Below are 21,415 nucleotides of genomic sequence, written 5' to 3' on the forward strand. Positions count from 1 at the left end.
ACCATTATGGATTAGTTTAAGCTTTGGATTAGGTTGAACGGGCGGATTAGCTCGCAGCGGCCAATCTTGCCACAGGCTTGTCGTTGATCGGCAAATGAATCAATGCCGCAGCAAAAGCCAAGACCACGGTCGACCACCAAATCGGATCGTAAGAGCCATAGTAGTCATAAATTCGACCGCCTACCCACGCGCCAAGAAAGCTACCCACTTGGTGGCTGAAAAACACCAACCCATACAAGGTGGAAAGGTACTTCGCGCCAAAGATCTGCCGAACTAACCCCGACGTCAGCGGCACAGTCCCTAGCCATACAAAACCGATCGCCCCGCCAAAAAGCGCCGCCGTCGACTCAGTAACAGGCAAAGTAACAAACCCCGCAATGACTATAGTGCGCATAACATACAAAGCCGCCATCACGTGGCGTTTGCTGAATTTATCACCCAGCACGCCCCAAAAGTACGAACCAAAAATATTGAAGATACCGACATACGCCAGCGCCATCGCGGCCGTAGACGCAGGCAGGGCTTTATCGGCCAAATAACTGGGCAAATGGGTTGCAATGAACATCACATGAAAACCACATACAAAGAAGCCACCATGGATCAGCCAATACCCCTTGTGGGAGAAGGCTTCTTTCAGTGCCTGTTTTAGGTTTTGATCGTCCGCCACCTGTGTGGTCGCCGCATTCGTTTTAGGTGTTTTCATAAACAGAGCAAAAGCCACCATAGTAGAACAGAGCAGCGCAAACACCTGCATCGCACCCTGCCAGCCAAAATCAGACAGCAGAGCTTGAGCGCCCGGGATCATCGCAAACATGCCAAACGAGCCCGCGGCGGTCGTCAATCCAAACGCTTTGGCCGCGTGCTGTGCGGGGACCACTTTGGCGACGGCCCCGAGCACAATCACATAACTGGTTGCACTAAGGCCAAGGCCAACCAACACACCCAATGAGAGATACAACACGCTAGGCGCAGTGGCGATCGAGGTCAAATAAAGCCCCAATCCATAAGCCAGAGCGCCACCGACAATAATACGTTTGGCGCCGAAGCGATCAGCGGCCATACCAACAAACGGCTGAAACGCACCAAATAGCAGGTTTTGTAGGGCAATCGCGAAACTAAAAAACTCTCGACCGACCGTAAAATGCTCTGAAATAGGCATCATAAAAATGCCGAACGATTGGCGAATACCCAAACAGATGATGAGAATGGCAATGCCCAGCCAAACCATCAATGGAAATCGAAATACACTCATTATTGTTGCCCTTAATGATGGTGGTGAGAATGACTATTGCCGTGACTTGATGCACGTGAGTCTTGGCTTGAAGCATCATCGAACTCAAGATCTTGTCCATGACACCCCAGTGCCATCGCTTGTTCGGCCAGCGTACTAAGTAAAGAAGGGGAATGGTGAACACCCACCAAGACAAGCACAAGCACTAAGGTCATTCTCACAAGTTGAGCACTGAGTGATTGCGATAAAAGGGATGAAAAAAGCATACGTTTCAGCCTCAGTGACAGTAAAAAGAGCGCGGAGTGTAGAGCGCCGCGCGCCATGACTCAAATGACATTTCTACACTCATATTATGCATAAGATGCATTTTTCTGCTCGCTCTTAGAGCCCGTGACCAGAGCAAAGCCTTCATCCTGCCAACCTGTTACCCCACCAATCATCTTTTTCACTGGCCTGCCGAGGCGAGCCAAACGAACGGCGGCTTTTTCAGTGCCATTGCAGTGTGGCCCTGCGCAATACACGACAAACAGCGTGTCTTTCGGGTAGTGCGCCAACGCACGTTCATTCAATCGAGCATGGGGAATCGATACCGAGCCCTCAATATGCCCTGCGTCAAACAGCGCCTCACCGCGCACATCGATAAGAACGAAATCTTGTAATCCGTTACTTATCGCATGGTGTACGTCCCAGCAATCGGTCTCAAACTGCATTAACGATTCAAAATGGCGCAACGCTGCCTCACTGCTCGCTGCCGGTACTCTTGATACTGCGCTCATGGCTCTCTCCCTAGTTTATTGAGGTTAGCATCATTATCCGCACAAATTATTGCCCTTGCCATTGGCTTAAACGCCAATATGCGATAATAATAAGCCAAAAGCTGCATTCAGCTGGAGGCAAATAATGAGCACCGACAAACAGGGATTCACTGCAAAACCCTACGCACATCAGACCAAAACGGTGCGCGTTGCAATATTGGCCCATCAGCACGTGACTTTATTTGAGCTCTCCTGCGCGGTTGAACTGTTTGCCCTGCCAAGACCGGAATTCAAAGAGTGGTACGATACCCAAGTCATCACACTGGAAGACGCGCCAATTCAGACCACAGGCAACATGACCTTGGTCACTGAATCAGCAAGCTCGCTTGAGCCGTTTGACACCTTGATCATTCCCGGTTGGCCAACAGGGGATGACACCATCCCACCGCTGATTGCGAAAGAAGTAACGCGTTTTGTTAACGCAGGTAAGCGAGTGCTGTCTCTTTGCTCTGGCTCATTTTTGCTGGCCAGATTGGGGCTGCTCGCCGGTAGAAAAGCCACCACGCATTGGATGTACGAGAGCAAGTTTCGTGAACAATTTCCCGATGTGGACTATCAATCGGACGTGCTGTATGTGTTGGAGGGGCAAATAGGCTGCGCCGCTGGCAGCGCTTCTGCGCTCGATTTAGGACTGGCGATCATACGCGAAGATTTTGGTTACCAAATCGCCAACCAAGTCGCAAAGCGCTTGGTTGTCTCATCACATCGCACCGGCGGACAAGCACAATATGTCGAAACGCCCATGCTCAAAGTGCCGAGCTCGTTTTCCAACGCCGTTGAGTGGGCGAATGAACACCTCAGTCAAGCCATCAGCGTCGACGAATGGGCAAGCCACGCCAATATGTCGCGGCGCACGTTTGATAGAAAGTTTCGCTCAAGCTTCAACCTCTCCCCTAAAGCCTGGCTTATCAAGCAGCGCATTGAACGCGCCAAAGGGTTATTGGAAACCGAGCCGCTAAGCATTGAGCAACTTGCCCAGCAATCGGGTTTCGACAGCGCCGTCACGCTGCGCCATCACTTCCGTCGTTTAGTCGGCGTGTCGCCTCAGCAGTATCGGGAGAAGTTTAAACTGGGCTAAACAACCCAATGACATTGTTGATGTTAAAACAACATCGCAGTGCTACACTGCCTGCATGCCGATATGACAAAATGACAACCATGCAAGAGAAACTCAATCGCGTTTTACTCGATATCGCCCTTAACCTCAGTTCTAGCCAAAACAGTGAACGTCAATATCAAGTCTTAATTGACGGTGTAGATCGTGTCTTTCCCTGTGATGCGAGTGCGCTGTTCATTCTCGATCAGGATGGGCTGCTGACACCAGTCGCGGTAAAAGGCATTGCGGCGAGCATCTTTGGTCGCCGTTTCTATCCGAAAAACCACCCCAGACTTCAAGCCATCATGCAAAGTACCTCCCCGGTGCGTTTTGATGCTCAATGTGAGTTACCCGACCCGTTCAGCGGCATCATGCTCAGCGCAGAGAATGATTTGGATGTCCATGACTGCATGGGTTGCAGCTTGTATGTGGAGGGGCAATTGGTTGGCATCTTAACTTTAGATTCACTCACGGTCGGCGCGTTTGACAGCATCGATGTTGTCACGGTTGAAACCTTTGCCGCGCTCGCGGCGGCGACACTACGTAATATCTCGCAGATGAATGCGCTCAAAGCACAAAATCAGAAACAGAAGTCGGTGACGCAGACGCTCATCCAACAAGCACGATCGCAGACGGGTGAGATGATGGGTATCAGCCCCCAAATACGCCAGCTAAAAACCAACATCTCAACCGTGGCGCAGTCGGACTACGCTGTGTTGATCACCGGAGAAACGGGTGTGGGTAAAGAGTTGGTGGCGCACAGTGTCCACGCGCAAAGTCATCGCGCGGACAAACCGATGATTTACGTCAACTGCGCCGCCTTGCCAGAAGGATTGGCTGAAAGCGAATTGTTTGGTCATGTCAAAGGCGCTTATACCGGAGCCAGTCAGCACCGAGCAGGGAAATTTGAACTGGCCGATGGTGGCACGCTGTTTCTCGATGAGGTCGGAGAATTATCATTAACGCTGCAAGCCAAACTATTACGTGTGCTCCAGCAAGGTGAAGTGCAACGCGTCGGCAGCGATCAACGTTTGCTGGTCAATGTGCGCATCATCGCCGCCACTAATCGCGAACTGGAAAAGGCGGTCAATGCGGGTCAGTTTCGCGCCGATCTATTCCACCGCTTGAACGTTTTTCCTATTGACGTTCCTCCGCTTCGCAAACGCGAAGGTGATATTGCGGTGCTAGCGGGGTATTTGTTGGAGAAGGTTCGTAACCAGTTCCACATTCCTAATCTGCACCTGCATCCCAAATCCATTCTCTTGCTGGAAAAACAGACCTGGCCAGGCAACGTCCGAGAGCTAGAACACACCCTCACGCGAGCGGCCCTGCGCTGCATTCAGCAGCAGCAACATATTATTCAACCGAGCCATTTTGACACTGGGCTAACCACCTACAACACCGCATCACAACCGCACTTTTTACCCAAAGAGAGCCAGCCAATGCGCGAGCTTGTCGAGGCCTATCAAAAAGATCTGATTGTTCATGCGCTTGAAGTCACCAACGGCACTTGGTCAAAAGCGGCCGAGTTTCTTCAAATGGATCGCGGAAATTTGTATCGGATGGGCAAAAAGCTTGGGGTGATGGTGCAGGGGAAATGAAAGGCGTGTAAAAAAATGGCCCGCAATGCGGGCCATCGTTCAATAGGGCGTTGATTACAGTGTGTCGAGAATCGCTTCGGCGCTGCTTACCTCAAACTTGCTTGGCTCTTCGACGTTGAGTTGGGTGACAACGCCATTGTCGATCACCATCGCATAGCGTTGTGAACGCAGACCACCGAATGAAGCGGTATCTTTCTCAAGCCCTAACGCTTTGGTGAAGCTTGCATCACCATCGCCCAGCATCATAATTTCGGTGGCGTTTTGCGCTTCGCCCCATGCGTGCATCACAAAGGCATCATTGACGGAGACACAAGCAATCAAGTCAACGCCTTGCGCTTTGATCTTGTCTGCGAGCACAACGTAACCGGGGAGGTGCGCTTCAGAGCAGGTTGGTGTAAATGCGCCAGGTACTGCAAACAGAACCACTTTTTTACCTGCGAATAGTTCAGACGTTGAGTGTGACACCATTCCATCGCTCGTAAGCTCACTCAGTACCGCTTCTGGAATAGTTTGGCCGATCTCTATCATGGTGACGTTTCCTATGTCATGGGTTTCACTCATCATAGCGGTGAATAGCCAGATTAACCACGGGTAGATACTAAGGGTATTACACCCTCAGCAAATCAAGCGCACGACAAGTGACCCCGGCGCACGAACCGCTTCAACATTGTGGCTAATCACCGTCCCCGAGACTGGAGCGACGTATTCATCCACCACGTCGCCAAAACTGTCATATTGAGTCGCTAGCGACTGACCGACTTCAACTTTGGCCAGCAAAGGCACGTGACACAGGACAAATCCACCCTGGTTGGCGCGAATACTGACGATCTTTTTCCCTTCCACGCAGGGAGTTTCGCTGCGTGATACGGGTTCATCCAACATCTCATAGGCGCGCAAAATGTTCAGCACGCCTTGCGTCGCTCTTCCAACCATGTCGATGTCGGTGTAACGCCCCACACCCACTTCAATCGTAATAGATGGGATCCCCGCGCGGTTGTAGACGGTTTCCAAAATACCCGGGTCACCGGGATCATCAAGAATGACATCAGGATTGACGAGTCTTGCCATCGCAATGGCTTCTTCCAAGCGATAGTCGGCAAACACATACAAAGGATACGCTGATCCGCTGGTTTGCGAATGCAGATCAATCGCCAGATCTGCGTTGGGTTTGAGTAAGTTTTCCCACAAGCTGAAGGCATAGCGACTGGCATCGTCCCCCTCCGCACTGCCGGGAAACAGACGGTTAAGGTTAGCAGAAGAGCTGTCTGGCGCGGCTGAGTGAAAGTCGCGACTGTGTCGCTCGATACCCGAGAGGTTGACCGTTGGCACTATGGTCACCGTACCGGCTAACTTTCTGCCCACTAAGGCTCTTGCCAAACTTTGAGCAGTCAAGATGCCATTTTGTTCATCACCGTGAACGCCCGCCGTGATCATGACGCGCTTGCCCGCTTGCTCACCTTTGAACACTCTAACTGGCAAAGCTTGAGCGTGGCCCACCGCGTCGGTCGCCACCGCAAACCACAGTTTGTGCTCGCCGGGCGCCAGCGCATCGACATCCAACGCTTTCAACGTCGGATACATAGGAACGATATTTTGGTTGAGTGAGGTCGCCTCTTGTTTCACAGCGTTAGCTCCATCTTAATAGTCGGACTTCATTCCCTTCTTCAGGCTTGGCGGGAATGTTTAAAGATAACAGTAATGATACCCCTGCCATCGCCGCACCGATGTAAAACACCGCAGCGGGAGAGACAAGCCAAATAAAGCCAAAGGTCACTGGAATGACAACCGCAGCAATATGGTTAATCGTAAAGGAGACGCCCGCAGTTGAAGCCATATCAGCAGGGTCGGCAATTTTCTGCAGATAGGTTTTTATCGCCAATGCCAAAGCAAAAAAGAGATGATCAATCACGTACAAAGCGGCGGCCCACTCTGCGCTTTGCACTAATGCGTAGCCGACAAACACGCCAATCAAGCCGACATATTCAAACATCAAGGCTTTGCGCTCGCCCACATGGCCAATAAAGCGACCAATACGCTTAGCAAATAGGAAGTTAAACAGGTAGTTGATCAAAAACAGCATGGTGATATCGGCTGCCGAGTAGCCAAACTTCTCCACCATAAGGAAGCCGGCAAAAACGGTAAAGATTTGGCGACGAGCGCCGCTCATAAACGTCAATGCGTAATAGAGCCAATAGCGTCTGCGCAGCACCAACTTCTTATTTTGCGGGGTTTGTGCCTCAAATTGAGGAAACGCGAACGCCATCCAAGCGACCAACACCAGCCCGACGCCGCCAAACAGCAGGTACACCCATTTAAACTCCATCGCGAACACTTCCAAACACAGCCAAAGCGCGCCGTAGGTAACCAGAGAGGCAAGCGCGCCAACCGATATCAGCTTGCCGAGCATTTCTGGCGCTTCGTCTTTATTTAACCATTGCAGGGAGAGCGACTGTTTTAGAGTTTCAAAATAGTGAAAGCCGGTCGACATCAGTAACGTGGTCATCAATAGGCCAAATAGGGAGGGGAAGAACCCCGTAATCGCGGTGCCCAGTGTTAACGCCACCAAAGAGAGCAACATGAACTTCTGCTCACGGACAAACAGCAAAACAAACACTGCGGTAAACGCTAAGAAACCCGGTATTTCACGCACACTTTGCAATAGGCCGATGTCTGCACCATCGAAATTGGCCTTCTCGATCACAAAGTTGTTTAACAGTGCCATCCAGCTTGAAAAAGCGATGGGCACAACGATAGAAATGAGCAGCAGAAAGTTTTGCGGGGTTTTCCAAGAGGCAGAGCGATTCATAAGCCGTACATGTTGATGTGAAAGAAGTGTTACATTAATCGCAAACTGGCGACTTTACCAGTGCGGAATTCGCCAGTAATGTAGGTCAATCAGTACGCAAAGAGTATCAACAAACATGGATATCGTTATTCGCCCAGCCAAACTCAGTGATGCAGAAGCCATTTGTGACATCTACAGCCAGCCTCGCGCACAAGCGGAAACATTGCAGCTGCCCATGCCATCCATTGAACTCTGGCGTGAGCGGTTGGCGAATCAATCTAGCCACCATTACTGCTTTGTCGCTGAGGTGGAGGGTAAGGTGGTCGGCAACATTGGCTTCGAGCACTCAAAGCGGCCAAGAACCCAACATTGTGGCTCATTCGGCATCGGCGTTCATGACCAATACCACGGACTAGGCATAGGAAGTAAGCTCATTGAGTCTGTGATTGATTTGGCCGATAACTGGCTGCAAATCAAACGCATTCAGATTGAGGTCAACAGTGATAACGAACGCGCTATCGCCTGCTACAAAAAGTTTGGCTTTGAGATTGAAGGGCAAGCGCGCTGCTCAGTATTTCGCCACGGTCAGTACATTGATACTTACTATATGGCGAGAGTCAAAACCGATTAACATCTCACGCCACTAAATGTTGCCACTCAGGGTGACGCTCAAGGTAGTGGACAACGTAGCTGCAGACCGGGTGAATTTTTAGGTTTCGCTCCTCAAACAGGGGAAGGATCGCTTCCATCATAACCTTGCCATAACCTCGCCCTTGCAGCGCGTTAGGCACTTTCGTTGACGTAATGTGATAGACGTCTCCCACTTTATGGTAACGAACTAGTGCGTACTCTTCCCCTTCAAGGTGAACACGAATTTGACAGTTCGACTCATCGAAAATCAGTTTTTCCTGCATAATTACTCTTAAAAATGCTACTTGGCTCATAATTTTACCGCAAATAGATGTTTGAACAATCCTTCAAGCGTGAATAAAATCTAAGACTCTCGGAAACATTCTGACATGATTTTCGAAAAAATATGATGCTGACCGCAAAAACAACTAAAAAGCGGCAAGCAGGAGGCTAGATGACATCTCAGGCAGTGTTAAAACAACAACGACATTCGGGTTCGAAAATCAAAGACAAAAATAAATCCATAATTAAGAGCTCGGACGCTCTAGCCATGGTTGAGCATGGTGGAGAATTAACCATCGGCATCACGACTCCAGTGGGCACGACATTTCGCTGTAAAACCGCGTTCATCGGTTCGCACTCTGATAACTATGTGTTAGCCGAGTTACCCAAGGTCTCCGACGATGACCTTGACTATTTCTTCCAAGAAGGATTTTGGGCGACAGTGAGAGCCATCTCACCCCGTGGCGAAGGAGCGCTGATCCACTTCCGCTCACAACTCCTGCACGTTATGGTGTCCCCTGTGCCTATGGTTGCGCTTTCCATACCACAGACCATGGAGGTCACCCAACTTCGAAAAGAGCCACGCTACGATGTCAACCTCGCGGTCAAAGTGATTGCACAGTCCCATCGGCTGGACGGTGAAATTCGCGATCTCTCCAAAGGCGGTTGCCGATTCATTACCGCGCCACTGAGCCGTTCATTCCAAGTCGGAGAAGAAGTCTCTCTAAATGTGATGGTGCAAAGTGGTAAAGGGGTTGAATTTCAGCCTTTGTTTGGCAAGATCTGCAATCTTCAGCGCTCACACCATTACTCTCGATATGGTGTTGCCTTTACTGAATTAGGGGCAGAAAACGCGAAAAACCTGCTCGGTAAACTGAAGTTCGACGGCACCAAGCTCACCTTGAGATAAAACAATTAAAAAAGACCCAGCGTGGTAACACGGCTGGGTCTTTTTATACTCATTCTACTAACGGATAAAACTGATATAGCCTTGCAGAATGACCAAATTGACAATATCGATAAAAAACGCGCCGACAATCGGCACAACCATAAAGGCTTGAGGGGATGGGCCAAATTTATTGACCAACGAGCCCATATTCATGACGGCGGTGGGGGTCGCGCCGAGCCCAAAACCACAATGGCCGCCAGCAATCACTGCCGCATCGTAGTTTGCTCCCATCACCTTGAACGTCACGAAATAAGCAAACAGGCCGAGAATCACCGATTGCACGGCTAAAATCAGCAAAAACGGCAGCGCCAAATCAAAGATGTTCCACAACTTTAAGCTCATCAGCGCCATCGCCAAAAACAGCGACAACGATACAGTCCCTAGGATATCGACGGTTTCGGTGTCCACTTTGTGAGTTTTAGTGACTTCGAGAATATTGGTGATAAACACACCGATAAACAACGCATAAACAAAGTCGGGAATCATCAACCAAGAGATCGCCAACTCGCTGACCCACTGCTCTAGGTATTTAGCCCCCGTCACACAAAGCAGTAAGATAAAGAGCACTTCCACCACTTTTTTCGCGTTGACCTTGTCCTCTTCGTACTCGTTATAGGTGACAAGATCAGGAAACTTCTCGTGTGTGTGGCCGCCACAGCCATATTGAGATTCAATCTGGTGTTTATTAATCAGCTTCTGAGCCACAGGACTGCCAATAATGCCACCAATGATCAACCCAAACGTCGCTGACGCCATCGCGATTTCTAAAGTGTTCGGTAGTCCAAAGCTTTCGGAGAAGGTTTGCGACCAAGCCGCCCCTGTGCCGTGTCCACCCGACAAAGTTATCGAACCAGCGATAAGCCCCATGAGAGGATCAAGACCAAGCGCGGTCGCCAATGAGATACCTACGCCATTTTGAATCACGATGTAAAAAGAGGCGATCGCAAGAAACAAAAAGACCTTCGCCCCACCTTTCATCAATTGGGTATAGTTGGCCGCTAGGCCGACGGTGGCAAAAAACATCAACATGAAGATTTTTTGCAGCGGTAAAGAGAAGGTCACATCGACGTGGTTGAAATGCAGCACGGTAATGATGAGCGCCACCACAAGCCCGCCTACAATGGGTTCAGGGATATTAAAACGCTGCAAGATAGGAAGACGAGCATTGATAAACTGGCCGAGAAACAACACACTGATTGCGACTAAGAACGACTCTAATGGCCCAACGGAGATTATTGGATTCATATCACCTCTTTGACGTTGCTATGCCATCTTCCTTAATGACGTGGGTACTTTTCCTCTAGTGAAACAACTGGATAAAGACGATATCGACTGACAATCGGTCGTAAAAACTACCGTCTTTGTGCAATAAAAGCGGCCATTATGGAGAAAAAAGTGGGGATTTGTCGAGTTTTTCCGGAAAAAAGGCAAAAAAAAGAGCCAACCGCAATCGTGCGCTTGGCTTATATGTATTGTGAACAAAATTCATTCACTAACAACGTCAGTTGGCTAGGTGACCCTCGGCTTAAGAAGGGTCAATAATATAAATGCATGATGCATGCCAAGTTTATATTGGCCGTTTTAGCCTGTTGTATCGCACTTCTTGTCAGGCTTTGATTGCATTTTTGCAAAGTGCAATTGCATAATGCAAACAATGTGCATTTCAATAAGAAACTGATCTCTTATATTTAATTTTATCAATGGTAGCTATTGATGTTTTTTCCACATAGTCAGCGCTATACATAACGCGATAATTTAACTCCAACGCCTTAGGCGTTATACTCTCGCCACACAGAATAAGTGACCATAAACAATGAGCTATTTTTCTACATTTTTAAAAGGGTTAGCGATGGGCGCCGCGGATGTCGTCCCGGGCGTCTCTGGCGGCACTATTGCCTTTATCACCGGCATCTATGACACTCTACTCGAAAGCATTCGACGTATTAACCCAAGTCTAATCGGTGTGGTGAAGCGTGAAGGCATCGCCGCGGCGTTTTCTCATATCAATGGCCTTTTCCTCATCAGCTTGTTTGCTGGGGTATTTACCAGCATCGCCACCTTAGCCAAAGTGATCTCTTGGCTGTTAACCTATCACCCTATCCCACTCTGGTCGTTCTTCTTTGGTTTGATCTTAGTGTCAGTGGTACACATGCTTAAGCAGGTGCAACATAGATCGCTCAATCGACTGGTTTTTCTCGCGCTTGGCGTAGGGTTTGCCTACAGCATCACAGTGTTACAGCCCTTGCAGCTTGAACCAACCCACCTCAACGTGTTCTTAGCGGGCACCATCGCCATCTGTGCGATGATTCTGCCCGGTATTTCCGGCAGCTTCATCCTGCTACTTCTTGGCATGTACGCGCCAGTACTCGGCGCGGTCAAAGCTTTCGATCTGCCTATCCTGGCACTGTTCCTCACTGGGTGTGTGGTCGGCATATTGAGCTTTTCACATCTGTTATCTTGGCTATTGCGACGTTTTCGGGACTTCACTTTGGTCTTTCTGACCGGCCTTATGCTCGGTACACTGCCGAAAATCTGGCCATGGAAAGAGACCATCAGTTGGCGAGTGAACTCGAAGGGCGAACAAGTACCCTTGGTGCAGCACAACCTTTCACCGTTTGAATTTGAAACGTTAACTGCCCAGTCCTCACAGTGGCTGTTGGCGATTGTGCTCATGCTTTGTGCCGTTGGGTTGGTACTAGGATTGGAGAAGCTTTCCGAACGTAATGACGGCTAAGCACAGTACTATCTTAAGGAAAAGCGGGGCGCTTCAAGCGCCCCGTTTACAATTTCGCGATAAGATCTGGATTGATGCCAAAGCTGGTTTTGTGCTCTTCAATCACCACTTCACTGCGGGTTTGAATCACACCCGGTAATGTCCCCATCTTGCTCGACATGAAACTCTGATAAGCCTTCATGTCTTTCACTCGTACTTTGATCATGGTGTCAAAGTCGCCAGACAAGGAGTAACACTCTTCGATTTCCGGAATATCGGCCACGGCTTGGGCAAATTTATCAAAAATAGAGAAACTGGTTTGATCAAGACGAATATGGATGAAAACCTGGACATCTAAGCCCAACTTTTCTGGGTTGAGTTCGGCATGATAGCCTTTGATATAGCCTTCTTTCTCAAGGCGTTTCACACGATCGGAACAAGGAGAGGTAGTGAGATTCACCTGCTTCGCCAATTCAACAATGGGCAATCGACCCTTAATGTTTAAGGCGCGCAGTATTTCTTTGTCTATTCGGTCTAATTCCATTGCGTCTCCAGTCTCGCTTTGATTCCAATCGAGCTGGATTATACAACGAACATAAATAAAGTCTGAGTCTTACGCCGCTTTTGCGTGGTCGAAATCTCGGTTCGAAGGGACATGGGTCGCTTGGGTGTTGCAGACGCGACAGAAGCTTTGTTGCTCCATTTTCACGTAGTGTGCGCCTTTAAAAAGAGTAGAGAAAAAACACGCCAAACTTTTTACGACGGAATCATGGTTTTCATCACATCGTTTCATCACCGCTTTGTGCGCTGTTACCTTATCGCAGCAATGGCAGTACATTTGTGGCATTGTCCTCTCTCCTTTTCTATGCGTTCCATTTAATCGACATAGTTTTAATGACAGAGTTCCGAGTTCTCAAACTTTAGTTTAAAAAATGTGAGCTGTGTACAAATAATAGACTGGAAAATGTCTAAAGCCCTGCGAACAGGGCTTTAGACACTAGAGTGATGATTGATTAATCAAGGGTTTGCAGCTGTTTCTCATAGTCAGCAAATTGTGCTTTTACTGACTCTTCAGGCTCTGCGCTCAATAGACTCACCATCACGATCGATAGGGTAGAGAACACAATTCCTGGAACGATTTCATACACATCGAACCAACCGCCAGACAATTGCTTCCAAACCACGATTGTCACACCGCCGACAATGATACCCGCCAACGCACCATTACGATTCATGCGCGACCAGTACAAGCTCAATACTAATGCTGGGCCAAATGCAGCACCAAAGCCTGCCCATGCGTAAGAGACCAAACCCAGTACAGAGCTGTCGGGTGTCATCGCCAGTACGAGGGCGACAATCGAAATACCGACAACCGCAACGCGTCCAACCATCACAATCTCTTCAGAGCTGGCATCTTTCTTAAACACTTGTTTGTAGAAATCCTCCGCTAGCGCGGATGAAGACACAAGTAACTGAGAGTCCGCTGTACTCATGATCGCCGCAAGAATCGCGGCCAGTAGGATACCGGCAATCACTGGATGGAATATGGCGTTCACCAACAACATGAAGATGGTTTCGCCATCATCCACATTTCCACCGGTATTGGTCACGTAAATAAGCCCGACCATCCCCACCAAAAGCGCGCCAGCCATAGATAAGCCTGTCCAGATCACCGCGATACGGCGTGCCGTCGTCAGGTCCTTGTTGCTGCGAGATGCTTTAAAACGCGCCAAAATGTGTGGCTGACCAAAGTAGCCCAAGCCCCATGCCACAAGCGAAATGATCGCGATAGCAGAGAGTGGCTCGCCTTTGGAGTCATTCCACAGTGTCAGGAGTTCCGGGTTGATGCTATTGAGCTGAGCAGCAACATCAGAGAAGCCACCCTCCATCGCCACAACGGGAACGATCATTAACGCAGCCGCCATCAACAGCCCCTGAACCAGATCCGTCCAAGAGACCGCCAGGAAGCCACCAAATAATGTGTAAGAGACCACACACACCGTACCGATGATCACCGCCATGGTGTAATCCAAACCAAACACGGTTTCAAACAGTTTTCCGCCCGCGACCAAGCCAGAGCTGGTATAGAAAAGGAAGAACAGCAGAATGAAAAATGCGGAAATCACCTGAATCAATTTTGAGTTGTCATTGAAACGACGTGACAAGAACTCAGGTAGCGTTAGAGAATCGGTTGTAATCGAGTAGGTGCGTAGGCGTTTGGCGTTGATTAGCCAGTTGAGCCATGTCCCGACAAGAAGACCACCGGCCAACCAAAATGCTTCAATACCAGCTGCGTAGGCATAGCCTGGCAAACCCAGCAGCAACCAGCCACTCATGTCGGATGCCCCAGCCGATAGCGCCGCCGGCCAAGGGCCAAGCGAGCGACCGCCCAAAAAGTAATCCGACGAATTTTTCGTTCGCTGATACGCAATCACGCCAATCGCCAGCATCATGATCAGATAGGCGATGAACGTTGTTGTAATAGCAAAGCTATTTTCCATCTATATTGTCCTCTTTTAGAATTCGCTTTCCCTAAACATCCTCTTTCTTAGAAGAGGATGTCGCATTTAGGTTTAGTGACTTTCGCTACCGAGTTCGAGCAAGGTAGCGTTACCACCAACAGCAGTTATGTTTATCGTTCTAGTGCGCTCGGTAAGAAACCTCAGCGCCAAATGCGGATCCTGCGCCACAGGCAGCGCGGATAGATCCGTCTCTGAAACCAAACTGACAATCGCGCCAGAACGTTTCGCAAGTTGTCGGTTGAGGCGAACGAGCGCCTGCGTTTGACCGACATAACCGATACAGCGTATATCGGATTCCAATAGCTGCGGGTGCGCCTCTAAGGGGGCGACCTGCAGCACATGAGTAGGCAGTGATGAGTACGTGCTGGCGTCTTCTAACACTGTGCACAGTGTGTCGTCATCGCTGCATAAGATGACGCTATTGCCCGCGAGCAACGCCGTCGTCAGTTGCGCAAGCACAGACCACTTCGCTTGCGCTGATTTTTCTTCCTGAATAAGAACCGTCACACCGCGACCTGCAGCGTAGAGCTCGTTAGTCTCTCCGGTTGGGCCTGACAAATCATGGCAATGCGCCAACAGTGATGTCGCACGCGCAAGTTGAAAACGCATGACGTTCAGCCCAGCGTTCCAATCTGCGTCTTCACTGTGGTTTTTAGCCTTGCCCATCGCTTCAATCAGTGAGGAGACATCCTCTTTTTTAGAGGCAAAATCGGTCAGATTCCAATTCTCAAACGCAGAGAGAGCATCGGTATAACGTGTCACTTGATGAATCATGATAATTCTCCTGCCCCTGATGATTGAACGGCCTGCGTGTAGTGTGGCTCGGTAAAACGATACAAGTAGTGTGGGCCGCCAGCTTTAGGTCCAGTGCCCGATAAACCTTGGCCGCCGAATGGTTGAACCCCAACGACTGCGCCAACTTGATCGCGGTTGATGTAGCAGTTCCCCACCCGAGCGTGCTTTTCGATCCAGCGGTAGGTCGTTTCGTTGCGGCTGTGAATGCCCATCGTCAAACCAAAACCGGTCTGGTTTATTTTCTCTACCACTTGCACTAGCTCACGGGCTTTAAAGCGCACGATGTGCAAAATTGGGCCGAACTGTTCTTCGCTGAGCGCATCGATGGAGTCAATCTCAAACGCAGTCGGAGCGACAAAATCTCCATGCTGATGGGTCTCATCCAACGTCAACTGGGCGACAAGCATTTGTGTCCGCGTCATGGTATCAATGTGTTGATTGAGTTTCGCTTTGGCTTTGCCATCGATCACTGGTCCCACATCCGTTGAATGTAGATAGGGCGCCGCAACGCGCAGCTCTTGCATCGCACCTTGAATCAGATTGACGATGCGATCGGCAATGTCTTCTTGGATATACAAAACTCGCAGCGCACTGCAACGTTGCCCCGCAGAGGCAAACGCCGAGCGAATCACATCGCGCACCACCTGCTCAGGCAATGCGGTACTGTCGACAATCATCGCATTCTGTCCACCGGTCTCCGCAATAAACGGTACCGGGTCAACATCGCGCTCCGCCAACGTTTGATTAATGCGTTGCGCCGTCGCAGTCGAGCCCGTAAAGGCAACACCGGCAATGGCTTCATGGGATGTCAACGCGTGACCAATATCGCTGCCAAGCCCAGGCACAAGTTGGATAACACCAGCTGGAAAACCAGCTTCAAGCATCAACTCAACGGCACGCGCCGCAATTAAACTGGTTTGTTCAGCCGGTTTGGCGACGACGGTATTTCCGGCAACAAGCGCAGCGGTAACCTGACCAAGGAAAATCGCCAACGGGAAGTTCCAAGGGCTGATGCACACAAAGACACCTCTGCCTACTCGCTCAACCGTTTGAGGCTCACCACTTAGTGATGTAGTGGTCATTGGCGCTAGCTCATGAACTTGCTTGGCGTAGTAGCGACAGAAATCGACCGCCTCGCGGACTTCATCAATACTGTCATGAATAGTCTTACCTGCTTCTTGATGACACAGCGCCACCAGTTCAGCCATGTGGGTTTCTAACAGATCCGCCAACGTCTCCAAGCATTGTGCTCGCTCACTTGCAGGAGTGGCACGCCATGATGAAACATGCTGCGCCGCAACATCAATCGCTTCGGAAACATGATCAAGGTTGGCATACAGTACATGACCGACTTCAATGCGACGATCATAAGGGGCCGTGACCAGCACAGACTGGCCACTTTCCTTGATCATGCTTTCGCTCGGCACTTGACCATTGATCATCGGCCCTGCAAACCACTGGTGAGCTAAGAATTGCTCTACTTGCTGCTCAAACCCCAGTGCTTCACTTTCAATGTCAATATTGATCCCAAGCGAGTTTTTGCGCTCCGGGAAAATCGCGGGCGGCAGAGGAATGCTCTTGTTATCGAAGCTGTCAAAAGCGAGCAGCATATCGACCGGATGTTGTGTCAAAGAGTCAATCGGGCATCGCGCATCGACCAAACGGTGGACAAAAGAGCTGTTGGCGCCATTTTCCAACAAGCGTCTAACTAAATACGGTAACAAGTCTTTGTGACTGCCCACAGGCGCGTAAATGCGCACTGATTGTTGGTAGCTCGCCATCGCGTGGTGATACAGAGCGTCACCCATGCCATGCAAACGCTGAAACTCAAACTCTTTGTGCGGCGCCATCACTGCAATAGCACTAACCGTCTGTGCGTTGTGACTAGCAAACTGAGGAAAAAGTCGACCTCGCACTGAGTCACTGAGCAAAAATCGCGCGCACGCAAGATACGCCACATCGGTCGCTTCTTTGCGAGTGTAGACCGGATAGTTGTTATAGCCCGCCTGCTGAGACCACTTGATCTCGCTATCCCAATAGGCGCCTTTGACCAAACGCACCGGAATCATTGCTCCGACTTGTGCCGATAAGCCCGTTAACCACACCAACACAGGCAACGCACGTTTGGAGTATGCTTGAACCACAAGACCAAACTTGCCCCAACCTTTCACCAGATCCGTGCGGTAGATTTTCTCGAACAGTTTCAGTGACAGCTCAAGTCTATCGGCCTCTTCGGCATCAATAGTGATCGCCACATCAAGTTCAACAGCGCGTGACAGAAGCTGCATCACGGTGTCATACAGCTCGCTAAGCACACGCTCTTCGTTCGCCACTTCATAGCGAGGATGAAGCGCGGACAGTTTGATAGAGACCGACGGCGCCGGGCTGGTCTTCAATCCATAGTGATCGCTGCCAACGGCTTCGATCGCCATCAAGTAATCTTTGAAATATTTGTGAGCGTCATTGGTCGTCAGTGCCGCTTCGCCGAGCATATCGTATGAATAGGTGTAACCTTTGTCGCGCATGCTGCGGCCATTCTTCTGCGCCTCAGCGATGGTGCGTCCCAAAACAAACTGGTGCCCCATCACCTTCATCGCCTGATGCATCGCCTTGCGAATCACAGGCTCAGAAAGCTTATTGACCAATCGATTTACCGCACTGACTGGGCTTTGCGCTTGTGGCTCAGACAACCCAACGACTTTACCTGTGAGCATTAAGCCCCAAGTTGACGCGTTGACAAAAACAGAATCTGAGTGTTTTAAGTGAGATTTCCAATCGGCGACACTGAGTTTATCGCGGATGAGCGCATCGGCGGTGGCCGCATCTGGGATGCGCATTAACGCCTCTGCCAGACACATCAATAAGATCCCTTCTTGGGTATCTAGACTGTATTCAAGCAGCAGCGCATCAATCATTTGAATGGCTTTTTTGTCTGCGCGAATCGCTTTAATAAGCTGCGTTGTTTTTTCTAGTGTGGCTTGTTTTTCGACTTCTGTTGGCGTGGCCAATGGAAGTAATTGTTCTAACCATTGCGACTCGTCCACCATGTAAAGTGGCGAGATCAACGACCAAAGTTTGTCTAGCGGTTGCTGAACAAACTCGGCGTTTAACACATCCGTTGCTGTAAACATGCGTTTTCCTCAATCTCACACCCGACGTCTGTCGGAAACGGCTCAAAGCGGAGAATGCTTTGAATTTGTTAATCACAATGGCAAGCAGTGTATTTTGAGCTTGAGTGGAATACTTGTCAAAAACTCCGAGCTTTTTGCTGAATTCTACGTTTTTTAACAAAACAAAAACAGAATCACACCCAAATCAGCAAAACAAAGCATCGGAACTGTTATCTTTTTTAACCGAATTGTTTCTTGTATTGCGAAGGAGAGAGGCCTTGCAGCCGGGTAAAGGTGTGAGTGAAGGTGCTTTGACCAGAGAAGCCAGTGAGCTCCGCAACTTGACCAAGAGAAAGCTGACCTTGTTGAATCAGTTGCTTGGCCATATCAATACGTTTACCTAGCACATACTGATGTGGGGTGATCCCCATTTGTTCTTTAAAGAGGTTGTGAAACTGGCTTTCACCAAGAAACACGCTACCCGCTAACTGAGCCACGGAGATCTTCTGACTGAGATGCCGGTCGATATAGCGGTCAATAGACTCAAGATCAAAGCGTGACTCCTTGCGAATCGTCTCAAAGGCAGACATGTGTCTTTGCAATAAAGCCACCACCGTATCGTTGCAGGCGCGGCTAAGCAACAAATCATCAGGGCTCGATTGCATTTCACACACTAGCATCTGAATCAATTTTTGAATTTGGCTATCGAGTTGAAAATAGGTGTCTTTTTGACTCAGATCGTTAATTTTATTGAGCATCAAAGGGTCGTCTGACGTCGGCATCGGCATATTGAGGACCAAGATATCCGAGTGTTCTACCACGCCACCAAACGCATGATCAGACCCTGAGGTGACGACGCAGCCCTGCCCTGGCCCCACGTAGTTCCCATAGCCATTAACCTCAAACTCCGCCTTGCCTTTCAGACCAATAACCACTTGCGTATAACTGTGGTCATGGCAGGTCATATAAGAAGGCAGGGTGATCAACTCCGCCGGCCTAGGCGACAAAACTTTGGCAGGTTGAGTGTCTTGGGATTGAGATTTTGCTCTATTCATCAGCTAATTCTTGCGCCTATCCGGTGATCTCGATCATGGTATAACAAAGTTTGACGAACACGAAATCCACCGAGCCCGTCGCTCATTGAACATACAAATGGTGAAAATATCATCAACACTCTGTTCATTACCGACAAGAATAGCAGGTCATTTCTTTACCGGAAGAATGATCAAGCGCACATAAATTACGGCTCATGTCACTTCTATCCCTTTTCTTATTTCGATATCGGGATTCTTTGCTTGCATATTTCATTAATCTGCCCAAGCAAAAAGCGGTGAAAACCTTTAAAGCGAAACTATTCGACAACCTGACTGAACCCAATATCGTCAAGCGCAATGAAAAAAGACGTGCAGCTTAACGTCTCCATTCAAGAGAGCTTGCCCGGTAGCTTTCGAGCGCCAGAAATGATCACCATTTTGCCGGGGCGCTACTTCATTGGTGAACATGCGTCTTATCAAGCGCACCTTGATCATGCTTTCGGGATTGGCGCGACGCCTGTTACCGTGACTCAGTTCTCTTCTTTTGTGGAACAGACCAACTATCAAACCGATGCTGAATTGCAAAACACCTGCACCGCCATCGTCAATGGTGAAGTCACCCCAGTTACCAACAGCTACTGGCGTAACCCAGGGTTCAAGCAATACGCGAACTCACCTGTAGTGTGTGTCAGCCAGAATGATGCCAATGCATACGCCCGCTGGTTAACCAAACAAACTGGCGCTCTGTACCGCTTGCCAACCGAAGAAGAGTGGGAAGTGGCCGCGAGAGCGGGCAGTCAAAATCGTTACTGGTGGGGAGATAAGTTTATTCCCGGTCAAGCGAATACCGGCTGGAGTGGTACCCCTTGGGCAAACAAGAGCACGTCACCAGTCAGCGCCTTTAAGCCTAACCCACTCGGTTTGTATGACGCTGTGGGCAACGTATGGCAGTGGACAAACAGCGCTCGTCACATCGCCAAGGGTGGAGCTTGGAACTTTGCTCCGGATATGTCCGCCGCTCATCAGCAGCTTTATTTGTCCGACTCTACCGCCACCAACTATGTCGGTTTTCGAGTGGTACGAGACATTAACTAACGCTGAAGCCAAGTCTCTGTTGAGCTCGAGTAGCAATAAAAAATGCCACAATTGTGGCATTTTTTGTGTCTCTTACACTGAATGTTTTGTGTAGACAGCTACGGCGCTAAACGATCCACCAGCCAGTTGTCTTGCTGTTTCGAAAACAAGAAGCGATCATGCAGACGATGCTCACCACCCTGCCAAAACTCGATGCTCTCTGGGCGAATGCGGTACCCCCCCCAAAAGCTGGGCACCGGAATTTCACCCTTTTCGAACTTCTTTTTTAGCTCTAGGTATTTACCTTCTAGGATGCCGCGCGCCGAAATACGGCTACTCTGCTTACTGGCAATGGCCGCAATTTGACTTTCTTTGGGTCTTGAAGAGAAGTATTTCATGTTCTCCACAACACTCAGCTTCTCCGCCACGCCAGTAATGTGCACTTGGCGCTCGAGTGGGTGCCAAGGAAAGTGGAGGCTGACTTTCGCATTGCCCTCAATGTGCTGAGCTTTGCGACTGCCTAAATTGGTGTAAAAGACAAACCCTTGTTGGTCGATATGCTTAAGCAACACAATGCGCTGAAAAGGTTGGCCGTTGGCATCTACTGTCGCGACGGTCATGGCGGTAGGGTCGGTAAGCTTGGCGTCTACCGCTTGCTTTAACCACAGATCAAATTGCTCAATCGGGTCCGCAGACAAATCCTTACGGCGTAGACCGCCTTTAGTGTACTCACGACGAATGTCTTCCAGTTCCATCTTTTCTCCTCATTGACCGCGAC

At 49.6% G+C, this 21,415-nt stretch carries 19 protein-coding genes and 3 pseudogenes; 6 read left to right on the forward strand and 16 right to left on the reverse strand.

Translation table 11 applies throughout. The features are described 5' to 3' along the window. Positions 1-46: 46 nt before the first annotated feature. The 3 genes from AC6R0R_RS11660 to AC6R0R_RS11670 form a co-directional block, all read right to left on the reverse strand. Entirely contained in the window at positions 47-1,252 is a 1,206-nt protein-coding gene (locus AC6R0R_RS11660; RefSeq protein WP_500626794.1) for an MFS transporter, read from the reverse strand. Positions 1,253-1,263: 11 nt separating this feature from the next. Further along, the gene (locus tag AC6R0R_RS11665; protein ID WP_500626795.1) at positions 1,264-1,497 is read right to left on the reverse strand and encodes a hypothetical protein; all 234 of its coding nucleotides are present in this window, start codon (positions 1,495-1,497) and stop codon (positions 1,264-1,266) included. An 84-nt stretch (positions 1,498-1,581) separates the two neighbouring features. Next, positions 1,582-2,007, reverse strand: a complete 426-nt coding sequence (locus AC6R0R_RS11670) for a rhodanese-like domain-containing protein (protein ID WP_500626796.1) — start codon at positions 2,005-2,007, stop codon at positions 1,582-1,584. Positions 2,008-2,131: 124 nt separating this feature from the next. Between AC6R0R_RS11670 and AC6R0R_RS11675 the strand changes: the two genes are divergently transcribed. Next, positions 2,132-3,124 (forward strand): helix-turn-helix domain-containing protein, encoded by a 993-nt coding sequence (locus tag AC6R0R_RS11675; protein ID WP_500626797.1) that lies wholly within the window; start codon positions 2,132-2,134, stop codon positions 3,122-3,124. Positions 3,125-3,204: 80 nt separating this feature from the next. Further along, positions 3,205-4,743, forward strand: a complete 1,539-nt coding sequence (gene norR / locus AC6R0R_RS11680) for a nitric oxide reductase transcriptional regulator NorR (protein ID WP_487902946.1) — start codon at positions 3,205-3,207, stop codon at positions 4,741-4,743. Positions 4,744-4,797: 54 nt separating this feature from the next. Here norR and AC6R0R_RS11685 read toward each other — a convergent pair whose 3' ends face one another. The 3 genes from AC6R0R_RS11685 to AC6R0R_RS11695 form a co-directional block, all read right to left on the reverse strand. Beyond that, positions 4,798-5,271 carry a peroxiredoxin gene (locus tag AC6R0R_RS11685; RefSeq protein ID WP_487902941.1) on the reverse strand — a complete coding sequence of 158 codons (474 nt, stop codon included), beginning with the start codon at positions 5,269-5,271 and terminating at the stop codon, positions 4,798-4,800. Positions 5,272-5,358: 87 nt separating this feature from the next. Next, entirely contained in the window at positions 5,359-6,324 is a 966-nt protein-coding gene (locus tag AC6R0R_RS11690) for a succinylglutamate desuccinylase/aspartoacylase family protein (RefSeq protein ID WP_500626813.1), read from the reverse strand. Between the two features lie 46 nt (positions 6,325-6,370). Further along, positions 6,371-7,549: an MFS transporter gene (locus tag AC6R0R_RS11695; protein ID WP_500626798.1), complete on the reverse strand. Its 1,179-nt coding sequence runs from the start codon at positions 7,547-7,549 to the stop codon at positions 6,371-6,373. A 115-nt stretch (positions 7,550-7,664) separates the two neighbouring features. Here AC6R0R_RS11695 and AC6R0R_RS11700 point away from each other — a divergent pair, with 115 nt between their 5' ends. Next, positions 7,665-8,159, forward strand: a complete 495-nt coding sequence (locus AC6R0R_RS11700) for a GNAT family N-acetyltransferase (RefSeq protein WP_500626799.1) — start codon at positions 7,665-7,667, stop codon at positions 8,157-8,159. 4 nt (positions 8,160-8,163) lie between these two features. Here the strand turns inward: AC6R0R_RS11700 and AC6R0R_RS11705 are convergent, their stop codons facing one another. Next, positions 8,164-8,442, reverse strand: coding sequence for a GNAT family N-acetyltransferase (locus AC6R0R_RS11705; protein ID WP_500626800.1), 279 nt, complete (start codon positions 8,440-8,442; stop codon positions 8,164-8,166). A 170-nt stretch (positions 8,443-8,612) separates the two neighbouring features. Between AC6R0R_RS11705 and AC6R0R_RS11710 the strand changes: the two genes are divergently transcribed. Further along, positions 8,613-9,350, forward strand: coding sequence for a flagellar brake protein (locus tag AC6R0R_RS11710; RefSeq protein WP_500626801.1), 738 nt, complete (start codon positions 8,613-8,615; stop codon positions 9,348-9,350). A gap of 57 nt (positions 9,351-9,407) precedes the next feature. Here AC6R0R_RS11710 and gltS read toward each other — a convergent pair whose 3' ends face one another. After that, entirely contained in the window at positions 9,408-10,634 is a 1,227-nt protein-coding gene (gene gltS, locus AC6R0R_RS11715) for a sodium/glutamate symporter (protein WP_500626802.1), read from the reverse strand. A gap of 568 nt (positions 10,635-11,202) precedes the next feature. Between gltS and AC6R0R_RS11720 the strand changes: the two genes are divergently transcribed. Beyond that, positions 11,203-12,123 carry a polyprenyl-phosphate transporter gene (locus AC6R0R_RS11720; protein WP_500626803.1) on the forward strand — a complete coding sequence of 307 codons (921 nt, stop codon included), beginning with the start codon at positions 11,203-11,205 and terminating at the stop codon, positions 12,121-12,123. A gap of 46 nt (positions 12,124-12,169) precedes the next feature. Here AC6R0R_RS11720 and AC6R0R_RS11725 read toward each other — a convergent pair whose 3' ends face one another. The 7 genes and pseudogenes from AC6R0R_RS11725 to AC6R0R_RS11755 all read right to left on the reverse strand — a co-directional run bounded on the left by AC6R0R_RS11725 (position 12,170) and on the right by AC6R0R_RS11755 (position 19,584). Continuing rightward, on the reverse strand, positions 12,170-12,646 hold the full coding sequence (locus tag AC6R0R_RS11725; protein WP_334552806.1) for an Lrp/AsnC family transcriptional regulator: 477 nt from the start codon (positions 12,644-12,646) through the stop codon (positions 12,170-12,172). A gap of 69 nt (positions 12,647-12,715) precedes the next feature. Beyond that, a complete protein-coding gene (locus AC6R0R_RS11730; protein ID WP_334552808.1) occupies positions 12,716-12,949 on the reverse strand; it encodes a hypothetical protein in 234 nt (77 codons plus the stop codon). A 166-nt stretch (positions 12,950-13,115) separates the two neighbouring features. Then, on the reverse strand, positions 13,116-14,603 hold the full coding sequence (gene putP, locus AC6R0R_RS11735) for a sodium/proline symporter PutP (RefSeq protein WP_487902934.1): 1,488 nt from the start codon (positions 14,601-14,603) through the stop codon (positions 13,116-13,118). A gap of 72 nt (positions 14,604-14,675) precedes the next feature. Then, positions 14,676-15,212, reverse strand: a pseudogene (locus tag AC6R0R_RS11740) (1-pyrroline-5-carboxylate dehydrogenase); the annotation flags it as partial. Positions 15,213-15,313: 101 nt separating this feature from the next. Continuing rightward, positions 15,314-15,398: pseudogene (locus AC6R0R_RS11745) on the reverse strand (1-pyrroline-5-carboxylate dehydrogenase); the annotation flags it as partial. Continuing rightward, positions 15,395-18,550 carry a bifunctional proline dehydrogenase/L-glutamate gamma-semialdehyde dehydrogenase PutA gene (putA, locus tag AC6R0R_RS11750; protein WP_500626804.1) on the reverse strand — a complete coding sequence of 1,052 codons (3,156 nt, stop codon included), beginning with the start codon at positions 18,548-18,550 and terminating at the stop codon, positions 15,395-15,397. The pseudogene AC6R0R_RS11745 and the gene putA, both read right to left, overlap by 4 nt. Before the next feature lie 218 nt (positions 18,551-18,768). Further along, a complete protein-coding gene (locus AC6R0R_RS11755; protein ID WP_500626805.1) occupies positions 18,769-19,584 on the reverse strand; it encodes a helix-turn-helix domain-containing protein in 816 nt (271 codons plus the stop codon). A 396-nt stretch (positions 19,585-19,980) separates the two neighbouring features. Between AC6R0R_RS11755 and AC6R0R_RS11760 the strand changes: the two are divergent. After that, a pseudogene (locus AC6R0R_RS11760) lies at positions 19,981-20,658 on the forward strand (SUMF1/EgtB/PvdO family nonheme iron enzyme); the annotation flags it as partial. 98 nt (positions 20,659-20,756) lie between these two features. Here AC6R0R_RS11760 and pdxH read toward each other — a convergent pair. After that, positions 20,757-21,392, reverse strand: a complete 636-nt coding sequence (pdxH, locus tag AC6R0R_RS11765; protein ID WP_500626806.1) for a pyridoxamine 5'-phosphate oxidase — start codon at positions 21,390-21,392, stop codon at positions 20,757-20,759. Between the last annotated feature and the right edge of the window lie 23 nt (positions 21,393-21,415).

The organism is Vibrio sp. R12-SW3-ISO1 (genome assembly GCF_059834005.1).

Bases quoted from the DNA above. Each gene is read 5' to 3' on its own strand.
- AC6R0R_RS11660 (WP_500626794.1), bottom strand. From the start codon at position 1,252: ATGAGTGTATTTCGATTTCCATTGATGGTTTGGCTGGGCATTGCCATT.
- AC6R0R_RS11665 (WP_500626795.1), bottom strand. From the start codon at position 1,497: ATGCTTTTTTCATCCCTTTTATCGCAATCACTCAGTGCTCAACTTGTG.
- AC6R0R_RS11670 (WP_500626796.1), bottom strand. From the start codon at position 2,007: ATGAGCGCAGTATCAAGAGTACCGGCAGCGAGCAGTGAGGCAGCGTTG.
- AC6R0R_RS11675 (WP_500626797.1), top strand. From the start codon at position 2,132: ATGAGCACCGACAAACAGGGATTCACTGCAAAACCCTACGCACATCAG.
- norR (WP_487902946.1), top strand. From the start codon at position 3,205: ATGCAAGAGAAACTCAATCGCGTTTTACTCGATATCGCCCTTAACCTC.
- AC6R0R_RS11685 (WP_487902941.1), bottom strand. From the start codon at position 5,271: ATGATAGAGATCGGCCAAACTATTCCAGAAGCGGTACTGAGTGAGCTT.
- AC6R0R_RS11690 (WP_500626813.1), bottom strand. From the start codon at position 6,324: ATGTATCCGACGTTGAAAGCGTTGGATGTCGATGCGCTGGCGCCCGGC.
- AC6R0R_RS11695 (WP_500626798.1), bottom strand. From the start codon at position 7,549: ATGAATCGCTCTGCCTCTTGGAAAACCCCGCAAAACTTTCTGCTGCTC.
- AC6R0R_RS11700 (WP_500626799.1), top strand. From the start codon at position 7,665: ATGGATATCGTTATTCGCCCAGCCAAACTCAGTGATGCAGAAGCCATT.
- AC6R0R_RS11705 (WP_500626800.1), bottom strand. From the start codon at position 8,442: ATGCAGGAAAAACTGATTTTCGATGAGTCGAACTGTCAAATTCGTGTT.
- AC6R0R_RS11710 (WP_500626801.1), top strand. From the start codon at position 8,613: ATGACATCTCAGGCAGTGTTAAAACAACAACGACATTCGGGTTCGAAA.
- gltS (WP_500626802.1), bottom strand. From the start codon at position 10,634: ATGAATCCAATAATCTCCGTTGGGCCATTAGAGTCGTTCTTAGTCGCA.
- AC6R0R_RS11720 (WP_500626803.1), top strand. From the start codon at position 11,203: ATGAGCTATTTTTCTACATTTTTAAAAGGGTTAGCGATGGGCGCCGCG.
- AC6R0R_RS11725 (WP_334552806.1), bottom strand. From the start codon at position 12,646: ATGGAATTAGACCGAATAGACAAAGAAATACTGCGCGCCTTAAACATT.
- AC6R0R_RS11730 (WP_334552808.1), bottom strand. From the start codon at position 12,949: ATGCCACAAATGTACTGCCATTGCTGCGATAAGGTAACAGCGCACAAA.
- putP (WP_487902934.1), bottom strand. From the start codon at position 14,603: ATGGAAAATAGCTTTGCTATTACAACAACGTTCATCGCCTATCTGATC.
- putA (WP_500626804.1), bottom strand. From the start codon at position 18,550: ATGTTTACAGCAACGGATGTGTTAAACGCCGAGTTTGTTCAGCAACCG.
- AC6R0R_RS11755 (WP_500626805.1), bottom strand. From the start codon at position 19,584: ATGAATAGAGCAAAATCTCAATCCCAAGACACTCAACCTGCCAAAGTT.
- pdxH (WP_500626806.1), bottom strand. From the start codon at position 21,392: ATGGAACTGGAAGACATTCGTCGTGAGTACACTAAAGGCGGTCTACGC.